We start from the raw sequence: 18,036 nt of genomic DNA on the forward strand, positions 1-18,036 counted from the left end.
CTTTCATCAGCTAACTTGAGCTGCGATCTTCGCTTTTGTCGCAGGTCCGTAGATACCGTCAGCGGGTAGACCGTTAACAGACTGAAAACGCGCAACCGCGTCTGCTGTTTTCGGCCCGTAAATGCCGTCGATTCCGTTGTTCACAGCTCCTTTATCAGGATAAAAGTAGAGAGCCGCCAGCGCTCGTTGCACCTGAAAGACGTGTTCGCCTGAGGTATATGGTGTTGTCAGCTGAATGATACCGTCAGGAAGCGGATAGAGTTCTGGCTCTGCAGCGGACGAAGGAGCACTTACAATTAACACTTGACCAACCTGAATGAGATTCGGATCTTCGATGTTGTTCCACTCTTGCAGCTGAGCAACAGTGACACCGAACGCTCTCGCTATGGATGTAAGTGTGTCACCTTTTTTTACGACGTAAGTTTGGCTTCCGCCACCGCCAATTCCCGCTTTAAACGAGTCCCACGTATCCAACAGTTTGCGAGGGCATTCCTTCCCTGACCAATATTTGTGAGGCACGACGTTAGCGAGGCTGATACCGTGTTCATCCATCAATGTTTTGATCAGCCACTGGGCATTAGCTGTTGCTTGTGCAAAGTCACCATCCGCATTTTCACAAATTTCAATCCCAATAGAAGCCCGATTGCCGCTTCCATTCCCGTCTCCTGCATGCCAGCCGTTTTCATTTAACGGCAGATGCTGATAAATCTCTGTATCATCAACTGTAAAATGCCAGCTTGTTGTCGTATCAGGGTTTTTCAAATAGCGGGCATGCGCTTGGGCATCGGCGCCTGCTGCCGTGTTCGCTGTATTGTGCACGGTAATATAAAGAGGTGTCATCGCGTAGCCTGGACGGTTATTTGCACCGACCGGAATAAAATCTTGAATAATGTTAACCATTTTCATCTCTCCTTATTTCGTCAGATTATTTTCCTTTAACAAGTCGCGTTGCTTTTTCCCTTTTTCTGTTACATAGTTGTTTTTAAACCAAGCTGCTAGTGTTGTCCCAATTGTGAAGATCACTGATCCTGCTGAATACAGAGCATCTGCAAGCTGATTCACCTGCTCTTCCTGTATGTCCAATGGTGATTTGCCAAACATCAGCATGCTCTGGTTGATGAGCGCAAGCAAAAGAAGCACCGTCCTAGTGACCGTGCCTTTATCATACGTTTTCATGATAATCCCCCTTAATGCTGCAGCAGGTTGTACATAATGGCGATCGCTCCGCCAATGATCCCTGTGCACACTGCTGTAATGATGGCACCAGTGATGGTGCGCTTAATCCATGTTGTATTTTCTTCAATTTTGTTTAATTTTTCGTTCAGCGTCATGATTTGCTGATCCTGCCGGTCAGACACGCGTTCCAATGCGGAAACTCTCTGTTCGAGCGCTTTTTGTTCACCTTTTATGTCTGCTAAATCCTGCTGAAAGACATTAACATCAGGTACCTCCGTCGGTTGTGACACCGGTACGCCCTCCTTTTACTTCATCTTGTTCACCTCCTTTGAGGCAAAATAAAAAAACGCCTATTAAGCGTTTATCCTTCCTTATTAAGTCACAATAAGTTCGTTCGTCTCCTCGGGATTGCTGGGAATTAGTAATCCTTTCCGGTAATTTCTTTATATTGCTCTTTTGTGATCCATTCAATCCTAACGTATTCTTGAACTTTTTCATCCGTATAGCATTTCCACATATAAAATTGCTTTATGTCAGCTACTTCTGGATACCTAGCCATTTAATTTGCTCCCTTCAATTCTTGTATTTGTTTTTGCATCTGGGCAATGACAAAAGCCTGCTCTGCTTCCCTCATACGTCTTTCTTCATTTTCCTTCTCTGTCTTAGCAATCTGCAAAGAAAGCGCCGCATTTTGCTGCTTCAAAAGTTCAACTACAGAGACTTCTTCTCCCACTGAACTTAAAACCGCATCAATCTCTTCCTGTGTAGCTGCCTCAGTCCATTCCTGTTTATCTGCATCAAACTTTGGTTTGAACAGAGAAGGAGAATCCGGCAGCGCAACGGTAGTGCAATCAGCAGGAATGATATAATTGCCTTTCTCGTCAACTTCAATCACCAAGACAGGCTCAACAAACATAAAATCTTCATCATATCTAAAGACTTGTATCAAGTTTTCAACCTCCCTAATTTAATGCAATTACATTATCCATGTAGTAACCAGTTACATTGCTGTTATTATTCGAATGAATACCTGACAATTTCATATCTCCACTTGTATGGATAAATAACTTAGAATAACCAGTCGTTCCTGAAACAGGGACATTTACAACTGCACCGTTTTCTGGCAATCTCTCAGACGGAATTGTTCCACATACAACTTCACGATTTGCTGTGATATGGCCACGTAATAGAAGCAGATTTCCCCACTTTGCGTATTGAAACGGTCTGTCTCCAGTAGCAGCGCCATTTTTTAGTGTGACGTTTTGCCATGTTACCGATTCAAAATCCTCATTAGTAATAAGACGCTTCCATCCTAAAAAATTGCCCTCTTTATGAAAAATTCCAATCCATGTTTGATTATCGTAAGATCTAGTAGCGACAATTTTCCTTAACCCTTGAGGCGGAGCGAGGTCAGCTTGAACATCTGTAATATCATAATAGTACCAAGCTGCTTCATCATCACCTGGATGATTCACAACCCCTGCACCGAAATATAAGCCAGTTGGGTAATCAAAAAGATTCTTTCCATTATCAATCTTAATTCGTTGACCATTCTCTGTTGTTAATGGATATAGTTGTGCATTATTCCATTTGTCTTTATCAGATTTTATTACGTGGATATCTGTTTGATTTGCATGTGCATCTACCTTAGATTGCGCTCCTGCTGTAGATTCGATAGGATACCAATTGATTGCAGTGTTGTTAGCATTATAGTAAAACCACCATGCATTACCTTCTACGTCTACAGCGTACCCAATGCCTATTCCCGGCTGTCCTACTAACTGCATACCGCGCAAGCTTGTCTTTGAAGGGCTATCTGTTACAGCATTTGTTCCATAGAAAGAAACGGAACCAACATCTTTTAGGGAATCATAAAATGAGCCAGAAGTTAAATTTATTTTTTGTGTACCATTATCGGCGGTTATTTTGAAAAGTTGACTGGCATTCCATTTTTCTTTTTCAGTCTTAGTTACATGTATATCAGTAAGTTTGGCGTGAGCATCGACTTTCCTTTGAGCTCCCTCTGTAGTTTCTATATCAATCCAAGATGTCCATGTGATAGAATCATTTTTTCGGATTCGATAGAAAGTTTTCAAACCATTTGAAGCATCGTACGCAGTTTGAACGAGCGTATTCCCATAGCTCATTACTAGAAGAAAGCATTGGATCAAGCCTGGTCCATTCAATCCAGCATTGTATATCAGATACATTCCAGTAGCAGTCAGTTCATTATAATCCGTTGTCTCACTGCTACTTTTATAAAATACCTTGCCGTTGTCTTGCGTTATTTTATAGAACTGTCCTGCATCCCATTTGTCTTTATCGCCTTTTGTTACATGTATATCTTTATTATCAGAATGAGCAGCCACTCTTTTTATTGAGTCTTCTTCCGTTTCATATTTTATCCAGTCAGACCAGATTCCGTTAACTAAAGACTTTCTCCAAAAGCCACCATCTTCAGCCATGGCCATTGCTTCTCCAGCCGTCGAAGAGGAATGCAAGTAAATACCATGAACCGATTGAGAAGGCGCATTTTTCGCATCACTCGAAATATAAAAAGTAAAAGTCTTGTTCTGCCCTAAGGCAACACTATGAAAGTCATAACTTTTACTGATGTTAATAAGGATCGATCCATCGTCTTTCGTAATTTTCGAAAGCTGCGCACCATTCCATCTAACCCGTTCTTCATGCGTAATATGCCGCACCTGATCTTGCTCATGTTCATCAAAATCCTTCTTCGCCGCCTGCTGTACATTATCCACATTCCCCAGCCCGACTTGCGCCTTTGTTGTGTTGTGGGGGTTGTTCATGTCGTTTTTGTGGGCAGCCAGGTCTGTGTGGGCGTCTTTTATGCCTTTTTCCCAGCGGTTGACGTCGTCCTCGTTAATTGGATCATCCGGAAGCCAGTCTGTTTTTTCTTCGTATGCCATGTTTACACCACCTCAAAGGTAAATCTGAAATCGAGTGTTCTGTTTTCACTGACGTCCAGGTCTGTTTTTCTTTCTGTAATGATGTTGCCCAGCTCGTCTAAAATTTGTACCGTTTCTATATGTTTGATGTCTTCTTCACGTTTTGTCAGAACGGTCACTGTTGCTCCTTCAATGGCGAGCTCCACTATTTCTGTTTCTTGGCCGTTAAGCAGCACGTGATGAATCCTGCTTTTCAGATCGGCAGCTGTACGTTCTCTGTATATGGTTGAAATCAAGTTAAGACCACCTCATTATTGTTAAGGGTGACAGAATAACCGACCTTCAGCTCATTGGCTGTTCGGTATCTTCGGTGATTCAGGATGACTGTGTCCTTTATTTGGAGCGTCTCATTTAATCCGCCTCTGAGCGTATACGCCAGATGTGCCGGCTTCATATTTTCCAATGCTTCGATCAGCTCATTCATGTGCTGGAGATCATCAATATTGATGTCTACATTAAAGCGGTATTCACCGGGCAGCAGGCGGACTTGTGCCGACGGGTTTTTTAAGAAACGGTTCACCGCTTGCTCAATGGCCCTGTAGGTGATCGGCGGGATGTTCGACATCTTCGAAATGAGCCGTAATCGCCTGATTTCATCGGTGTCTCCCGATTCCCGCGGCACGTTTAAAATCTTTTCCCAGCGGCTAAGCCCCCATGTTGCTGTCGGGACAAATAACTGGTCTGTCAGATCAAATATGCTGTTATTTTGCTGATCAAACTCAGGTGCTTCCGCTTTCAGCAGCTCCGACATTTCTTTTAAGCTGGTGAGAAACGGCGGCAGATATGAAATCATGTCATCTTGTTTGCTCAATGATATTCACCTGCCCAAGCTTAGGGATTTCTACGTCGCTCAGCACTAAATTTTCGGAAGTGCCGTTGATTTTAATATTTGAATAATCACTGACAGACGGCGAATTATAGACGATGTTATTAATTTGAGAAAGGCGGATAATGTTATCTTCGAATGCCATTTTCTTAAAGAGATTTAAAACGCCTTCTTGAATTTCTGTCTTTACTTCATCAATCGAGTGATTGACTTCTGGAAGCACCTCGGCAGAAATCTCAACTTCCTTCCAGACCGCGCTCTCCACTGTGACAACGGCTCCGATTGGCGCCTGCCCCTCGCCCTGACCGGGCTCAGGGTCAATATAGTCTTTCACTTTTTGAATTAAGATTTCAGAAGCAGGTTCAAGGTTGGCATTCGTGACGACAATTTTAACCGTCCCTTCTCCGTTCCAAAGCGGGAAGATCTTTGCCTTTCCAACACCGTCCACTTCTTCAGCCCACTCTTTATAATGCATTTTATTGGCGCTGACAGCCTCACGCCGAACCCTCGTAAAATACCGTTCTCTTAAACTATCGTCTCCTTCTTCTTCACGCCCCGGAATCAGAATCTCTTTGACAATCGCTTTTTCCAATCCCGGGATGGTATCCAGTGACAACAGATTGCGTCCGGTCAGATTGGCGTTTCCTGCTTCTCCCGGCGTTTCACATACAAGTGTCCCGTCTCCTGTATATTGAAAATAAAGATTGTCCACATAGAAGCGGGAGCCTTCAGGAATTCTGACGCCAGCTGTGAACTCCCCTGCTCTCACGGCCTTTGTTGCAGCTGTCCGTTCAATCCCCGCTTCCGCAGCGCGCCGGTCCAAAAACTCTCCTTGCGCAGTATCAGAAAACACAAGCTCAAGCACGGTATCAAGCCATATATACGACTTCGCAAGCTCGGCTGCCGCCGGGGCTAATGCGTTATAAATAACACTGCCTTCTCTCGTGTCAATATCTGCGGAGATGCTGTTCAGCATACGCTCCATAATCTCTTCAAAGGTCTGATCCTCAAACATCTTCGCCAATCACCTCCTCAATCTCAAGCGATCCTTCATCTGTCTCGACTACAAAGGAAACATGAAACGCATCGCCTTGTTTTTCTATCTCAAAGTCTGTTACAGCGGAAATACGGTCATCATAAACAAGTGCCTCTTCTATGAGCCTTGGAATCTCCATTTTTTTGTAGGCATCAGTCGTCTCATGATCTGTAAGCACGTCCTGAAGCTCATTTCCGACATTATGGCTGTAAACTGAATACGCATATCGTTCAGTTTGTAAGGCGATATACACAAACTGTCTGATTGCTTCAAGCCCGGTAATCAGCTCATTTGTAATTCTTCCGTTTTCAAAATCTATTTTGTAGGTTTGCGAGGTTTCAATGACTTCGCCGTCATCTTCAATATCCTCAAACTCCACTTCTGGTGTCAGGGCCATGATGCCCACTCCTTTATACATGCTAAATAAAAAACCACTTCATCCGAAGCGGTTTTGTTTACAGTTTATCTAAAATAAAAAACGATTGTCCGCCTGTCAGAGCTGCAGTCATGACGCGATCCCCCAGCTCGAGTGCATCATCTCCTCCGGACTGCATCCGTTTTGGGATTATGAGGGCGTCAGCCGGTATAATCAGTTTGCTGTTTTCTTTTAATTTGATTTCAACAGGAGAAACCGAAACCACCTCAGCTGGGAGCAGCTCCACCGGAGATTCAGCATCAACCGCACCGACGGCCAAATGTTTGATGGCTTCACTCAGTCTCATCAGGAAACCCCTTCCGGCATCGTATTCTTTTCGACAACATCAATGGTCATCGTATGTTTCGTTCCTTTAAACTCATGCCGGTCTGTATCTACCCAATAGGTTTTTTTGATACCTGCCTCCGGAATGGATATAAAGACAGGCAAGCCGCTCTGTACTTCTGGAATGCCAATGGCCTGAATATTTTTCAGTTCTTTTTTTACGCCCTTTTTTTCAGCAAGTCGTACGTCGGCCCTCTGCTGAAGCTGCGCCTGGTTAATTTCGTCTGTTACGGTCTCCGTATATTGAAGCACGCCGTATTTGTTTAAGCCTGAACTGTCCTTCGCAGACGCTTTATACGTCTTATTATCCTTCTGGCGGCGCAGCACCACCCGTGTTGCGGTATCATTTATAGACGTGCTGTATTGGTAGCCCGTAATATTGACGCCGGTTTCCAGCACCCATATCTCCGACGGATCTGGCCAAGCGCGCAGACCGAGCTTTCCTTTTTCTGAATACAGCTGATAATTCCGTCCCGTCTGGCTCTTTGTCTGTTTTAAAGCCTTCAATATGATGTCGTACAGGCTCGTATCATTTTTAATCACAAGGCTTTTGATCGTATGACTTGTGTTCGCAATAGAGGTTGTCGGAATTTGAAAATCATTGGCGATCCTCCTGATCATCTGGTCAGCACGCTGATTGGAAAACACGTACACATCCTGATTTTTGACCAGATATTGCAGCATATCGTACGCACTGAAGGCAAGCGTATGTTCATCAGGCGTTCGGGCGAAGACGATCCCGCGGAAAAGCTCTTTTCCCTTCCACTTAAACAAGACGGTATCTCCTTCTGTGACGCTGTAATACGTCTGGTCGCCCTGTTTGATGACGATGGTCGCTTCTATGGAGCGCGGCGCTTGATATCGGTGTCCCTCCAGCGACACGCTTTCCGCTACCAGCTCAAGCCATTCTGTATCTTTAATGACGAACAATTCTATCATCATACATCACCTGTTTCATTGCGGTATCTTTAATTTTTGACCGGGAAAAATCCAATGGCCCGGCTGCCTGATATTTCGTTTGCTTCGTTTAATCATGGCTGTTTTATTGGCGTTCCAAATTTTGCGCCATTGCGTACTGTTCCCGTAAAATCTGCCAGCAATGTCCCATAGCGTGTCTCCCTTTTTCACTGTATAGGTTTTCGGAGAGGCCTTTGACGGACGTTTTGCCTTTGTTTTTTTCTTTTGCTTGATTTTTCGGGGGGAAGCGGTTTTGTATTCTTTTAATTGAATATCAAACGAGCGATCACCGATATCCTGCTGGCCTTCGCTATAGGAAAAACCTTCAACACTGCAAGTCAGGTTCACTTTAGTTCCCGTAATCAAAAACTGGACCGGTTTTTTGGCCTTCATCCATTTTTCAATTTTTGTTATCGCGTTTTCCGGCGACGGGAAGTTTTGATATTCAGCTATCGGGCTGTATTTCTTCGGAAAAAACGAAGAGAACGAAATTTCTTTCGCTCCCTGTTCGTCAATAAATGTAAGGTCACCGAACTTAGCTACTTTAACCGTCTCATTCTGAACCGTATTTGAAATATTCAGCTGGTCGGGAAGTACGGGGAGCCGCAGCTTGTCCTTCCCTTGTGAAATCCAAAATTCATATACGGATTTAGTCAAATGCAACGACTCCCTTCGTTCCAATATTGATATCCTTTTGCAGTTCGTCTATAAGCGCCTGCTTGATTTTCGCTGCAAGACTTTCGGCGTCTTGTCCATTATGGAAGTGCTGGTCACCATTAAATTGAATATAAATTTCTTTTGATCCGGATACCGCTGTCGTTGGCCGGCTTGCCGAAGTAACAGCGGAGACTTGGCCTGAAGAAAGCTCAGACTGCTGGGATTGAGACGGATCTGTCACTTCCATACCCAGAGCTTGCGCTGCTCTCTGAAGGAGGTAGCGGCCGCGTATGCCTCGCTCCTCCGGAATGATCCATTCCCGCTTGTTTCCTTCACCGACACGGGCGATTTGTTCTTTTGTGATCAGTCCGCCGTTGGCATAACCGACATAGGGACCGCCACGTTTCAGGCTTTTAATGCCAGGTACATTATCAATTGAGCCGTATCTGCTTTTGATATAGCCGATCGCTGCAGCAGCGTTGTGAATCGGATTTTTGATGTTACCCATGCCCGGTGCTTTATGAGCATTAAATGTAGTCGGGACTGTCTGCATGAGTCCTTGTGATGGATTTCCCGCCTTCGCGTTGCTATCCCACAGGTTAATAGAGTTCGGGTTGCCTCCTGATTCATACTGAGCAATCGTCATCAATCCTGGAAGCCAGCTTAATGGTGTCTTTGTGGCCATCATTGCAGCCATAAGCCACTGCTTCACATTTCCCCCTACTGCACCCATTCCGGAATAAGCAGCTGCAAGTGAACCGGCTTGCTTTTCAGCGTATTTTTTCACATCGACAGAATCCAATCCTTTTACTACCCCGACAGATGCAAAGCGACCGAGACTCATCATAACTCGAGAAGGCGAATGGATATCTAATTCTTCACGGAAAGCCGTCTCAACTTTTTTCGCGAGTTCCTTGGCGGCTTCATGGACTTCACTTGCCTTTGAAGTCATGCCTGAAACAAAATTCCCGATCATGCCGGTTCCCCAGCCGTTTGATGATTCTTTAGATCGCAAAAACGGCTTATTCACATGTGTATTTACATATTGATCAGTACCGGTTTGGGAACTATTTTGTCCTGAAGTAAATCCTTTGATTGTACTGCTTCCCCATGAGGAGGATTTGTTTACAGTAGCTTGGAACGGTGTTTTGACTTTTGATTGTAAAAAGCCGTCTGTTCCGGTTGCTGTGCTGTTCTGACCATTAGCATAACCATTGACCACCTGTTTTCCGTAATTCGGAGAGTAGGAAATCAAATTATTCATAGGCTGACCAACGTTTTTCTGTTTCCAAGTGGACATCGAAACAACTTTATCCTCAATACCTTGATCAAAACCCCGAGTGAACTGTTGGCCGAAAGAAGAAGCCTGTTCATTAAGACTCGAAGTATCAACTGTAGGAGATACTGTAGCAGTGACTGATGCTGCGCCGGCTAATGGAGAAACTGCTGATTCTCCGCCTGCGGATGAAGCAGAAGCCATGTCGTCAACAACACTCATCCCCAGTTTTGAAGCTGCCTGAGAAAGAAGCATTTTACCACGGCCTTTGTTGTTATCAACAGGGATCACAAACTCTTTACCCGCTTCACCAATCCATGAAATGGTTGGTTTCGTAATATAGCCGCCCGTCGCGTTCGTTTCAGTTTCAAGAACGCTTTTTTGTTTAGGAAAAATACTTGTTGGCGCTGATGACTGAGACTGGACAAGACCAGCAATTCCTCCTCCACCGCTAGAATTTTTACCAGATGAAGACTTACCGGATTTCTTTGTTGTTAATCCAGTAGCTTCCTCACCTCTCCCTATAAGATTGCCTATGATCTCCCCTCCGGCGTCAGCTAATCCTTTTAGCTTAATGACCCACCAGAAGGTATCTTCAAACTTCGTCTTAATTCCGTCAGCTATTCCCCCTAACGGATCACCCACATTTTTTTGGAACCAATCCTCAATACCTTTCCAAGCGTCTTTAACTGCTGTTATAGCTGACTCAAATTTTTCCGAAATGGATTTTTTGGCATCTTCCACTTTTGAGACAATTGGGTTCCAAACATTTTCACTGAACCATGTCGAAACTGCACTCCACTTGTCAGATATCCACGTCCATGCTTCGTTAAGTTTTGTCCAAATCCAGTTTGCTGCATTAGTGACAGCATCACTTACCGGCGTCCACACATTTTCCATAAACCAAGTTGAGACTGTAGACCATAATTCTGAAATAAAAGTCCATGCTTCGTTGATCTTCGTCCAAATCCAATTTGCTACGTTACTAACAGCTGTACTGATTGGGTTCCAGACATTGTCATAAAACCAAGTTGCCACCTGAAGCCATTTTAATTGGATCCAGATTCGCGCATAATCAATATGTGCTTGGATCCATCCGGCAACAGTTGCCACTGCATTACTAATCGGATTCCAGACATTATCCATGAACCAAGTTGATACAGTGGACCATGTGTCTGAGATCCAAGTCCAGGCGTCATTTATTTTTGTCCAAATCCAATCAGCAGCATCAGTGACACCGTCAACTAATGGATTCCAGACATTATCCATGAACCAAGTTGAAACAATCTTCCAAAGAGCTTGGATACCATCCCAGGCAAATAAAAAGGCACCTACTACTAAATTTATGATCGGAACTGCCGTGTTATAAATAGGTGTCCACACGTTATCCACAAACCAGGATGATACGTCATTCCAGGTATCAGTTAGCCATTTCTTAGCATCCTCGAATTTGTCAGTGATCTTATCAATCTTATCTCCGGCCCAATCACTAACAGGGGTCCAGACATTATCCATAAACCAATCCGAAAAATCAGACCAAGTATCCTCGATCCAATCGACGGCATTTCCTGCACCGTCTACAATTCCATCCCATGCTTTTGAAGCGCCGCCATCATCAAACCATTTGCCAATAGAGGATCCTAAATCAGAACCCCCTATACCGCCTGCAATACTACCGACAACGCCGCCAACAGCAGTGCCGACAACAGGGACAACAGAACCAATAGCGGCTCCCGCGGCTCCGCCTGCCGCAGCTCCACCAAGATTCCCGGCGAAAGAACCAACTTTCTCACCTGCATTTTCTTTGTTCATCCCGAGCAAATCGGTTGCCGCTAATGCTGTTCCCAAAAGGGGGATACCTTTCGCGAATTTCCCCAAACCTTTTAAAGGCGTTAAAACTTTCCCCCATTTTGATGAGTCGGTGGCAGTGGACCTCATGCTTCCGAGCCAGTTTCTGAACTTAGAACCAGAATTCCTTCCACTTGTGGCATTTTCTCCTGATGCACCGCTCTGACGTCTTCGTAATACCTCGCCTGGAACTCTCAGTGTTCGTCCTGAAGTCCTTGCACTTGTCGGACTTTTTCTTTTTTTATATCTTTTGTTGGTTTTGCTTCCAGAGCTATTACCTCCGCACCCACAGCAGCAGCAACAGCATCTCTGCCCGGTGTTGCGTTTATCAACTTTCTCGTTACTCTGCGTATTCCCAGGCGCATGATTTGGGGTATTTTCTTCATTATCATTTTTTTTAAACCAAGGAATTTTTTCAAATAACGAGTCAAGAATCTTTTCTATCACTTTATCTTTAAAAGCTGTTCCGAAGTCTTCTAATGTTTGCATAAACCAGTTCTTTTTCTCTTCCGGTTTCTTCTCGTTGATCTTATCAGCAGTTAATTTTTCTTTAGCGATAATATTAACTGTATATGTTTTTTCAAAATCTTTTAAAAGGGCTGTAATTCGATTAACGGTTTTTGTTATTTCATCAATCACTTTTAATTTAACTGAATACCCGTTTTTAAGGTTCTTTTGCAAATATCCCAATATTCGTTTTGTAGCTGGGGTGATTTGATTATTGACGAAAAGACCGACTGAAAACTGATTTCCGCTCAACATTTTTCTTATTTTTTTATAAGCATCTGTTACATGTTCAATTAGATTTACAGTAATGTTTCTTTCTTTCGGAAGCCGTTTCAGCTTATGCTCAATAACATTAAGCCCGGCAGTAGCCTGATCATCAAGAACCACTTTAACTTCAAGTGATTTTGCGAATTTCAAAACAATATAGTCATTGATCTTCCTCAATCTGTAAAAGGCTTGGTCCTCTGCCTTAATACTGATTTTGATTTGTCGATTAATGGTTTTCACCTTTTTTTCGACCATTTGGAACCCTTTATGAATTCGTTTTAACTTTTTAGAAACTTTATCTTCCAGGTCAAAACGAGCTGTCAATTTAGCGATATTATGTACCTCCTTTCCTCGATTCTTTTTCCATTAATTCAAGCTTATACCCAATCAGCCCATACAACAGCGCCTTAAAGTTTCTGGGCGCTTCATACAGTTCTAATAAATCTGATGGAGAATAATGAAGCTCGTGCATCGCATAATAGAGATACACGGCTTCTTTATGCCCATCTTTTATTAGTTTTTTGCTTCTTCTTCCAGGTCTTCTAATTCATCTTCGAATCCATTAATCTCAATTGCTTTGTTGAGCCAGTTTGCGTATTCGCCTCCTACAGACAGGACACGTTTCGCTACTTCTACCGGGTCGGCCGTTTTGTAAGCTTCTCGAAGATCTTTTGAACGGAAGTCTGGATAAACTGTCGATTCCACTGCGATTCGGGCATAAAAGCGCTGGCTGTCTAAATCTTTTACACGGCCTCTGCCTTTTACATTTTTATAAGTTGTTGTTTCTTTCTCCAGTTCGTCAATGCGCTCTGTCGTGATCGCTTTGAAAATAAATGGTACGATATTTCCTTTTTTATCAACAAAACGTTTAGAGATCGGCACTTTGATTTCTTCGGCTTCGATTGTTTTTCCCGGCATAAAAAAGGAAATATCATATACGTTTTCGTTCTTCTCGCTCATGTAAAAAACTCCCTTATCTTTAAATTGATTTCATCATTTAAAAACAGACCTTTCTGAGAAAGGTCTGTTTATGGCTTGTTCAGTTTTGATTAAAACGTGTCAGAAAGCTTTTCAGGCACGTCGAAGTCTTCAAATGTAAACGGAACTTCTTCCTCTAATGCTTCTGAATCGACATCGAGGCTGGCGATTTTTGCGGAGTCGAAGTTTACGTCGTAAAGCGTGACTCTTTCTGTTCCTCTTCCGGAAGATTTATCATCTAACACAGCCTGCAGGGTGAAATAAGGATCGCTGCCTTTTTTGACGTAGTCCATCATAAGGATTACAAATTTTGATGTGACTTTGTAGAACGTCGCTGTGCCTGTTCCGTTTGCGCCTGTTGTTTTATGGCCTGTCATGCGGCGGCCCATAATGTTTACTTCAGACTTGTTTTTCTCGACGTTCGCTTCAAACGTTTTGATGTGCGCCATTTCCTCACCATCGAGAAATAAGCGTCCTTCTTTACCTGAAATCGTGTTTTGTGCTTTTAATGCCATATTAGTTTACCTCCACATTAAAGTAGAATTTTTCTGCTGCGTCGACAGGCTGTACAGCGAGGTCAATCAAGAAGCCGTCACGGTCTTCATTCATTGAAATGGTGATATCTTGATCAGAATCAAAACCGGTAATGCCGCCCGCATCCTGAAGTGTTGTCATGTATTGCGTAATCATCGTTTTCACATACTGAAGCCCGTCTTCAGAGGCCGGGATGTCGCTTCCGCTTCCCTTTCTTGATTTGATTAATGCTTTCAGCTCGCGTGTTAAATCGTTATTGACGGCGTCGAGTACACGGACGATTTTGTTTTTCGCAAACTTCTTGTTTTTCTCAGCCGTAAACGTGACAAGTGAGTTAATGTCTTTTTCTACGCTTACCGATTTATCGCGGGCGTCAAATGTGAATAAAAATTCGCCTTTGCCTAAGCGTTCCACAATCGCGTCGTGGTCAAGGCGGTTTAAGACATCAACGGCGCCTTCATACTCCACAAATGTCAGCGATTGGTTAAAGGTTGCTCCCGCACTTGCGCCGGCTACCCACGCCGTCGCTTTGTCCGGTGTCACTTCTGTTCCATCTTCCAGCAGCACACCTTCTGTCACGTTGATGATGCCTTCATAGTCACCGCTGTAATTGGCTGTTACCCCTTGGACTTTTTGCCCTTGTCCGTCACGCAGACGCTTAATGAATGCGGCAAAGGTCGCCTTCAGCTGATCTCCTTCTGCAACCGGCAAAGCGATGACATCAAAGCTCTCCGTTTCAGCCGCAGCCAAGAAATCAGTATAGTCTGAGTTGACCGGCGCTTTATCCGTACCGCCGGATAAACGGATTCCCGCAGATGCGTTCAGCGTCTCGGCAGCCGCGTCTCCCTCTGATCCAGTCAGCGGAATTGAAGAGGAAAGATCTCCTGTTCCGGTAAATGTCACATAGCCGTTTGCTGTTAATTCTTCAGCTTTTTTGACAGTCTGTTTATCCACTTCTGATTCATCCATATACGTTGTGACATCAAATGACGCTGCATCCAGTACATTTTTATTAATGCGGATGATGATGTCATTCCCTTTTGATCCGCCGTATAGAGCAGTCGCTTTAACGCCTTCGGCAATATCGGCAGATGCTCTGACGCCTTCAGTGAGGCGGTACATCAATACCGTTTTCGCGTTTTTCTTCGCTTCACGCAACAGTAATAAAGATGGATCGTCGATGCTGAGACCCACTTTTTTGTTTAAATCCTCCACGCTTGAAATGGAGACGAATGTTTTCGCTTCGCCCCAGCTTGATGCGACCGGAAGTGCGACCGTCCCCCGTTCACCAAGTGACACCCGTTCCTGTGCCGTCGTTTTAAAATTGAAATAAATGCCTGCACGGTCCTTTTCTTTTCCTGCTGTAAATGTTCCGCCATTCATTATTGCATGACCTCCTTAGTTAAAAATGTTTGTATCAATTGACTTGCCTCTGATTTCGTCAGGCGTGTTTTGTCCACGCCAAATAAAGCCCCCTGAAGGATCTCCGGCTTAACGCCGAACAGTTCCTTTGCGTGCTTGATCAAATCCGCTGTATCAAAAAGAGCTTCCCGGCTCTCTGTATGTACAGCCTTCGCTTGTTTCTGCTTTGCCACCGCTATTTCACCCCGCTGTTCATATCGATATCCTGTAAGACAGGCTGTTCTGTTTTATGATAATAATATCGGCTGCTCCACCTGATCACCATGACCGCCTCGCCCCTGTCTCCCACCCTCGTCTCAATTCGGGTGATACGAAGCATATCTCCTGTCTCGTCACCGGATTCACTGAGCAGCGGAACTATATTTCTCGCTTCTCTGATGGCATCCGCGAGCCTGTCCGCTTCATCCAGCGCCTGTACGGAGTCAAGATGAAACAGCTTCACATTGAGACTGTAGGTTTTTTTAAATGTGGAGACTGTATCTGTTTCTTCAAAAACAGATGGCGCAGGGACATATAAAGACGGCACTTGAAACTGATCAGGCAGCTCGCTTTCATAAATGGGAACAGACCACTGGCTGTACAAAAAAGCCATGATCGATCCTGTTTCGCTGTTCATCCGGCTCCTCCTTTACATCTTTTTCAGCCACTGGCGCAATTTATGTTCCATTGATTTTGCAAACAGCTGTTCATATAGAAGCAGTGCATGCTCCCAATAGCTCGTGCCGGGTATCCATTTTTTCTTGAGCGCCATGCCTGTGGAAGAAGCCGGATCATAGTTAAACCGTGAGCCTTGAAAATGCCCCGGCACCCATCTCACATCGTCCGCTTTCGACGTCCAGTGGCCGTCATTGAGAAAAGAAGCATATTCAAGCTGGGTCCCGACCTCAAGTGAGAGTCCGCCGCTTTGTATCTTCCAGAGGTTGTCCTCTGAGCCTTTCTGAAAGGAGCTGAGCAGTTTTTCTGTATCTATCGTTTGCGTGCTGATGAGTTCAGATTGTACGATCTCCAGAAAATCTTGCCCGCACTCTTCAAGCCACCGGGACGCCTCGCGGGAAAAACCGCCAGATGCCGCTCCTTTTAACGATGCGTTCAGCTGTTTAAGTCCCGCTATCTTCATAGACTTTCATCTCTGACAGCGATGACTTCCCAATGATGGTGTCTGATCTTTTTTGGCAGCTTCAGAATATAGCTGTTGTGTTGCCAAATGATTTTGTCGTTCATCCGGATATCCGCAGAGCCTGGAAAATGGACAAGAAAGCTGTGATACACGGTTTGATCAGGCTCCTCCTGAATCAGCTGCTGCGTTTTTTCTGTAAAGTAGCAAGGGACATTTTCTTCATCGGGTGTATTCGGATATGAAAATACCGGCTGAAGCTTGTCCGCCGGAATTCCGAATCGTCCCGCCGGCGGCGGCTGCGCTTTTTCATGATAAATATCACAGCGATGAATCAGCATCTGCTGATAACTCATAACGACCGCACCTTCAATCTGGCGGACTCCGGAACATAGTCCGGTGCGATAAACTCTTCCAGCAAATGATATACATCGGGCTTTTGAATGCCGGCTTCACCTGAAACCGTGTAGGAGTAATCCCCCATTTTCTCAGACTGATAGCTTGATGCGGCTGATTCGTCGCTGTTTACTAGCGCAAAATATTGGGCGAGCTTCAGCAAAGCTAATCTCGCCTTTTCAGGGAGCGGGTCGTAGATGCTGTCTGTAAAGCTGTGCCCTGTAATGAGGGCCGCTTCCGATTCCGCCTCGATGATATCCTGCGCCAGCAGTTCTTCCGGCCTGTTTTTCACCTGGTCATAGACCGAATAGGCGGCAACGTCCGTCGGTTCGATGAGCATATAAGCTGGCCACCCCATTTCGATTATTCTTTTACGTTAATTAATTTAGCGCAGGCATCCTCTTCCTCGAACTTGCTGTCCAGCTTCGCCGTTAAGACAATGATGAACTTACGGGAGCGGATATCCTTGTCGACTTCAATTCGAATATTGCGTGAGAAGCCGAGAATGATATTTTTCGGATGTGTCAGAATGATATCGGACGCATCATATTGCGCGTCTCCCTCTCCGACTGCGTACGGCTGAATATTGGATACCCCTTTTACCGGTACGCCGAATGCTGTGGACAAGCCGCCCTGAACAGCCTGGTCCCCAAGATTTGTCTGGCGGTCCGCCACGCGGTCCTTCCATTCAACTTCTAAGCCGTGCGACGTATAGAATCTGAATTCCTGAGGGATGCGCAAATATTTCGGCGGAACAGCCTTTAAGCCTTTTTTAAATGTCGCTCTCGACAGTTCTTCACCGTTCATATCGACGATGTGGGACACTGCTTGTTTACGGATGCCGTCCAGCTGCGCCAGGTATGGATCTGCTGATGCAGTATCTCCGTTTACGATCAGCTCTTCAATATCAACTGCCGCGCGCTCTGCTAAAATTTGCATGATCGTTTGCTGCAGTCCGTCTTTTTCAATATTGTTTTCGAGCGTGTCGTACGTAATGTTAATTTCCGCAATGACTTCCTTTGTGTTCAGCTGGACAGTGCTTGTCGTCGGAACCGCCAGCTCGTCTGTTGTGAGCGCCTTTCCTTCTTGAGCCGCGCGCAAAATACGCTGGCCGAAGCCGATTTTCTCAAATTTTTGCGAATCGTTTTCCATTTGAATCACGCGGGATTCACTGAAAATCGTCGGCGTGTTTTGCACCATGCGGATAAAAGCTGATGCTTGTGCAGGGTTCATGAGCCCGCCGCTTTTTAAAGCAGAAAGCGACATTTCCGCTTTCCGAATGATCTCTTGATTTCTCAATTGATTTCCTCCTC

24 protein-coding genes are annotated in these 18,036 nt (G+C 44.7%); all 24 read right to left on the minus strand.

Annotated features, from left to right (window positions below):
• Positions 1-6 precede the first annotated feature (6 nt).
• Positions 7-900 (minus strand): N-acetylmuramoyl-L-alanine amidase, encoded by an 894-nt coding sequence (locus tag LNN34_RS09150; protein ID WP_059336101.1) that lies wholly within the window; start codon positions 898-900, stop codon positions 7-9.
• 12 nt (positions 901-912) lie between these two features.
• A complete protein-coding gene (locus LNN34_RS09155) occupies positions 913-1,176 on the minus strand; it encodes a phage holin (RefSeq protein WP_024121086.1) in 264 nt (87 codons plus the stop codon).
• Between the two features lie 11 nt (positions 1,177-1,187).
• Positions 1,188-1,466 carry a hemolysin XhlA family protein gene (locus LNN34_RS09160; protein ID WP_059336102.1) on the minus strand — a complete coding sequence of 93 codons (279 nt, stop codon included), beginning with the start codon at positions 1,464-1,466 and terminating at the stop codon, positions 1,188-1,190.
• Positions 1,467-1,594: 128 nt separating this feature from the next.
• The gene (locus tag LNN34_RS09165; protein WP_059336103.1) at positions 1,595-1,735 is read right to left on the minus strand and encodes an XkdX family protein; all 141 of its coding nucleotides are present in this window, start codon (positions 1,733-1,735) and stop codon (positions 1,595-1,597) included.
• The gene (locus LNN34_RS09170) at positions 1,736-2,125 is read right to left on the minus strand and encodes a hypothetical protein (RefSeq protein ID WP_059336104.1); all 390 of its coding nucleotides are present in this window, start codon (positions 2,123-2,125) and stop codon (positions 1,736-1,738) included.
• Positions 2,126-2,138: 13 nt separating this feature from the next.
• Positions 2,139-4,106: a pyocin knob domain-containing protein gene (locus LNN34_RS09175; protein ID WP_069486429.1), complete on the minus strand. Its 1,968-nt coding sequence runs from the start codon at positions 4,104-4,106 to the stop codon at positions 2,139-2,141.
• Positions 4,107-4,108: 2 nt separating this feature from the next.
• Positions 4,109-4,381 carry a hypothetical protein gene (locus tag LNN34_RS09180; RefSeq protein ID WP_101860753.1) on the minus strand — a complete coding sequence of 91 codons (273 nt, stop codon included), beginning with the start codon at positions 4,379-4,381 and terminating at the stop codon, positions 4,109-4,111.
• Positions 4,378-4,956 carry a YmfQ family protein gene (locus LNN34_RS09185; protein ID WP_024121079.1) on the minus strand — a complete coding sequence of 193 codons (579 nt, stop codon included), beginning with the start codon at positions 4,954-4,956 and terminating at the stop codon, positions 4,378-4,380. Before LNN34_RS09185 ends, LNN34_RS09180 begins: the two co-directional genes overlap by 4 nt.
• Positions 4,940-5,986, minus strand: a complete 1,047-nt coding sequence (locus LNN34_RS09190) for a baseplate J/gp47 family protein (protein WP_213418553.1) — start codon at positions 5,984-5,986, stop codon at positions 4,940-4,942. The genes LNN34_RS09185 and LNN34_RS09190 overlap by 17 nt, the downstream gene beginning before the upstream one ends.
• The gene (locus tag LNN34_RS09195; RefSeq protein ID WP_024121077.1) at positions 5,979-6,404 is read right to left on the minus strand and encodes a DUF2634 domain-containing protein; all 426 of its coding nucleotides are present in this window, start codon (positions 6,402-6,404) and stop codon (positions 5,979-5,981) included. Before LNN34_RS09195 ends, LNN34_RS09190 begins: the two co-directional genes overlap by 8 nt.
• Positions 6,405-6,462: 58 nt before the next feature.
• Complete coding sequence (locus tag LNN34_RS09200) at positions 6,463-6,729, minus strand: DUF2577 family protein (RefSeq protein WP_024121076.1); 267 nt, start codon at positions 6,727-6,729, stop codon at positions 6,463-6,465.
• A complete protein-coding gene (locus LNN34_RS09205) occupies positions 6,729-7,706 on the minus strand; it encodes a phage portal protein (protein ID WP_103671559.1) in 978 nt (325 codons plus the stop codon). The genes LNN34_RS09200 and LNN34_RS09205 overlap by 1 nt, the downstream gene beginning before the upstream one ends.
• A gap of 15 nt (positions 7,707-7,721) precedes the next feature.
• Complete coding sequence (locus LNN34_RS09210; RefSeq protein ID WP_044156239.1) at positions 7,722-8,381, minus strand: LysM peptidoglycan-binding domain-containing protein; 660 nt, start codon at positions 8,379-8,381, stop codon at positions 7,722-7,724.
• On the minus strand, positions 8,374-12,612 hold the full coding sequence (locus LNN34_RS09215) for a transglycosylase SLT domain-containing protein (RefSeq protein ID WP_416378571.1): 4,239 nt from the start codon (positions 12,610-12,612) through the stop codon (positions 8,374-8,376). The genes LNN34_RS09210 and LNN34_RS09215 overlap by 8 nt, the downstream gene beginning before the upstream one ends.
• Position 12,613: 1 nt before the next feature.
• Positions 12,614-12,751 (minus strand): hypothetical protein, encoded by a 138-nt coding sequence (locus LNN34_RS09220; RefSeq protein WP_072566146.1) that lies wholly within the window; start codon positions 12,749-12,751, stop codon positions 12,614-12,616.
• 41 nt (positions 12,752-12,792) lie between these two features.
• Positions 12,793-13,239, minus strand: a complete 447-nt coding sequence (locus LNN34_RS09225; RefSeq protein ID WP_229043126.1) for a phage tail assembly chaperone — start codon at positions 13,237-13,239, stop codon at positions 12,793-12,795.
• A gap of 89 nt (positions 13,240-13,328) precedes the next feature.
• Positions 13,329-13,772, minus strand: coding sequence for a phage tail tube protein (locus tag LNN34_RS09230; RefSeq protein WP_003220592.1), 444 nt, complete (start codon positions 13,770-13,772; stop codon positions 13,329-13,331).
• Between the two features lies 1 nt (position 13,773).
• Complete coding sequence (locus LNN34_RS09235; RefSeq protein WP_229043127.1) at positions 13,774-15,174, minus strand: phage tail sheath family protein; 1,401 nt, start codon at positions 15,172-15,174, stop codon at positions 13,774-13,776.
• The gene (locus tag LNN34_RS09240; RefSeq protein ID WP_059336109.1) at positions 15,174-15,386 is read right to left on the minus strand and encodes a hypothetical protein; all 213 of its coding nucleotides are present in this window, start codon (positions 15,384-15,386) and stop codon (positions 15,174-15,176) included. The genes LNN34_RS09235 and LNN34_RS09240 overlap by 1 nt, the downstream gene beginning before the upstream one ends.
• A 2-nt stretch (positions 15,387-15,388) precedes the next feature.
• Entirely contained in the window at positions 15,389-15,829 is a 441-nt protein-coding gene (locus tag LNN34_RS09245; protein WP_198097786.1) for a phage tail terminator family protein, read from the minus strand.
• A gap of 12 nt (positions 15,830-15,841) precedes the next feature.
• Positions 15,842-16,330 carry an HK97 gp10 family phage protein gene (locus LNN34_RS09250; RefSeq protein WP_044156244.1) on the minus strand — a complete coding sequence of 163 codons (489 nt, stop codon included), beginning with the start codon at positions 16,328-16,330 and terminating at the stop codon, positions 15,842-15,844.
• Complete coding sequence (locus tag LNN34_RS09255; RefSeq protein WP_044156246.1) at positions 16,327-16,683, minus strand: YqbH/XkdH family protein; 357 nt, start codon at positions 16,681-16,683, stop codon at positions 16,327-16,329. Before LNN34_RS09255 ends, LNN34_RS09250 begins: the two co-directional genes overlap by 4 nt.
• Positions 16,680-17,063, minus strand: a complete 384-nt coding sequence (locus tag LNN34_RS09260) for a DUF3199 family protein (RefSeq protein ID WP_059336112.1) — start codon at positions 17,061-17,063, stop codon at positions 16,680-16,682. The genes LNN34_RS09255 and LNN34_RS09260 overlap by 4 nt, the downstream gene beginning before the upstream one ends.
• A gap of 23 nt (positions 17,064-17,086) precedes the next feature.
• Complete coding sequence (locus LNN34_RS09265) at positions 17,087-18,022, minus strand: phage major capsid protein (RefSeq protein ID WP_229043128.1); 936 nt, start codon at positions 18,020-18,022, stop codon at positions 17,087-17,089.
• Positions 18,023-18,036 lie beyond the last annotated feature (14 nt).

This window comes from Bacillus sp. AF23 (assembly GCF_020861455.1).
GTDB classification, from domain to species: Bacteria; Bacillota; Bacilli; order Bacillales; family Bacillaceae; genus Bacillus; species Bacillus halotolerans.

What these genes read in the sequence shown, in the direction of transcription:
- LNN34_RS09205 (WP_103671559.1), bottom strand. Translation starts at nt 7,706, where the DNA reads ATGATAGAATTGTTCGTCATTAAAGATACAGAATGGCTTGAGCTGGTA.
- LNN34_RS09245 (WP_198097786.1), bottom strand. Translation starts at nt 15,829, where the DNA reads ATGAACAGCGAAACAGGATCGATCATGGCTTTTTTGTACAGCCAGTGG.
- LNN34_RS09150 (WP_059336101.1), bottom strand. Translation starts at nt 900, where the DNA reads ATGGTTAACATTATTCAAGATTTTATTCCGGTCGGTGCAAATAACCGT.
- LNN34_RS09190 (WP_213418553.1), bottom strand. Translation starts at nt 5,986, where the DNA reads ATGTTTGAGGATCAGACCTTTGAAGAGATTATGGAGCGTATGCTGAAC.
- LNN34_RS09175 (WP_069486429.1), bottom strand. Translation starts at nt 4,106, where the DNA reads ATGGCATACGAAGAAAAAACAGACTGGCTTCCGGATGATCCAATTAAC.
- LNN34_RS09155 (WP_024121086.1), bottom strand. Translation starts at nt 1,176, where the DNA reads ATGAAAACGTATGATAAAGGCACGGTCACTAGGACGGTGCTTCTTTTG.
- LNN34_RS09255 (WP_044156246.1), bottom strand. Translation starts at nt 16,683, where the DNA reads ATGAGTTATCAGCAGATGCTGATTCATCGCTGTGATATTTATCATGAA.
- LNN34_RS09235 (WP_229043127.1), bottom strand. Translation starts at nt 15,174, where the DNA reads ATGAATGGCGGAACATTTACAGCAGGAAAAGAAAAGGACCGTGCAGGC.
- LNN34_RS09230 (WP_003220592.1), bottom strand. Translation starts at nt 13,772, where the DNA reads ATGGCATTAAAAGCACAAAACACGATTTCAGGTAAAGAAGGACGCTTA.
- LNN34_RS09195 (WP_024121077.1), bottom strand. Translation starts at nt 6,404, where the DNA reads ATGGCCCTGACACCAGAAGTGGAGTTTGAGGATATTGAAGATGACGGC.
- LNN34_RS09220 (WP_072566146.1), bottom strand. Translation starts at nt 12,751, where the DNA reads ATGCACGAGCTTCATTATTCTCCATCAGATTTATTAGAACTGTATGAA.
- LNN34_RS09225 (WP_229043126.1), bottom strand. Translation starts at nt 13,239, where the DNA reads ATGAGCGAGAAGAACGAAAACGTATATGATATTTCCTTTTTTATGCCG.
- LNN34_RS09200 (WP_024121076.1), bottom strand. Translation starts at nt 6,729, where the DNA reads ATGAGACTGAGTGAAGCCATCAAACATTTGGCCGTCGGTGCGGTTGAT.
- LNN34_RS09165 (WP_059336103.1), bottom strand. Translation starts at nt 1,735, where the DNA reads ATGGCTAGGTATCCAGAAGTAGCTGACATAAAGCAATTTTATATGTGG.
- LNN34_RS09250 (WP_044156244.1), bottom strand. Translation starts at nt 16,330, where the DNA reads ATGAAGATAGCGGGACTTAAACAGCTGAACGCATCGTTAAAAGGAGCG.
- LNN34_RS09260 (WP_059336112.1), bottom strand. Translation starts at nt 17,063, where the DNA reads ATGCTCATCGAACCGACGGACGTTGCCGCCTATTCGGTCTATGACCAG.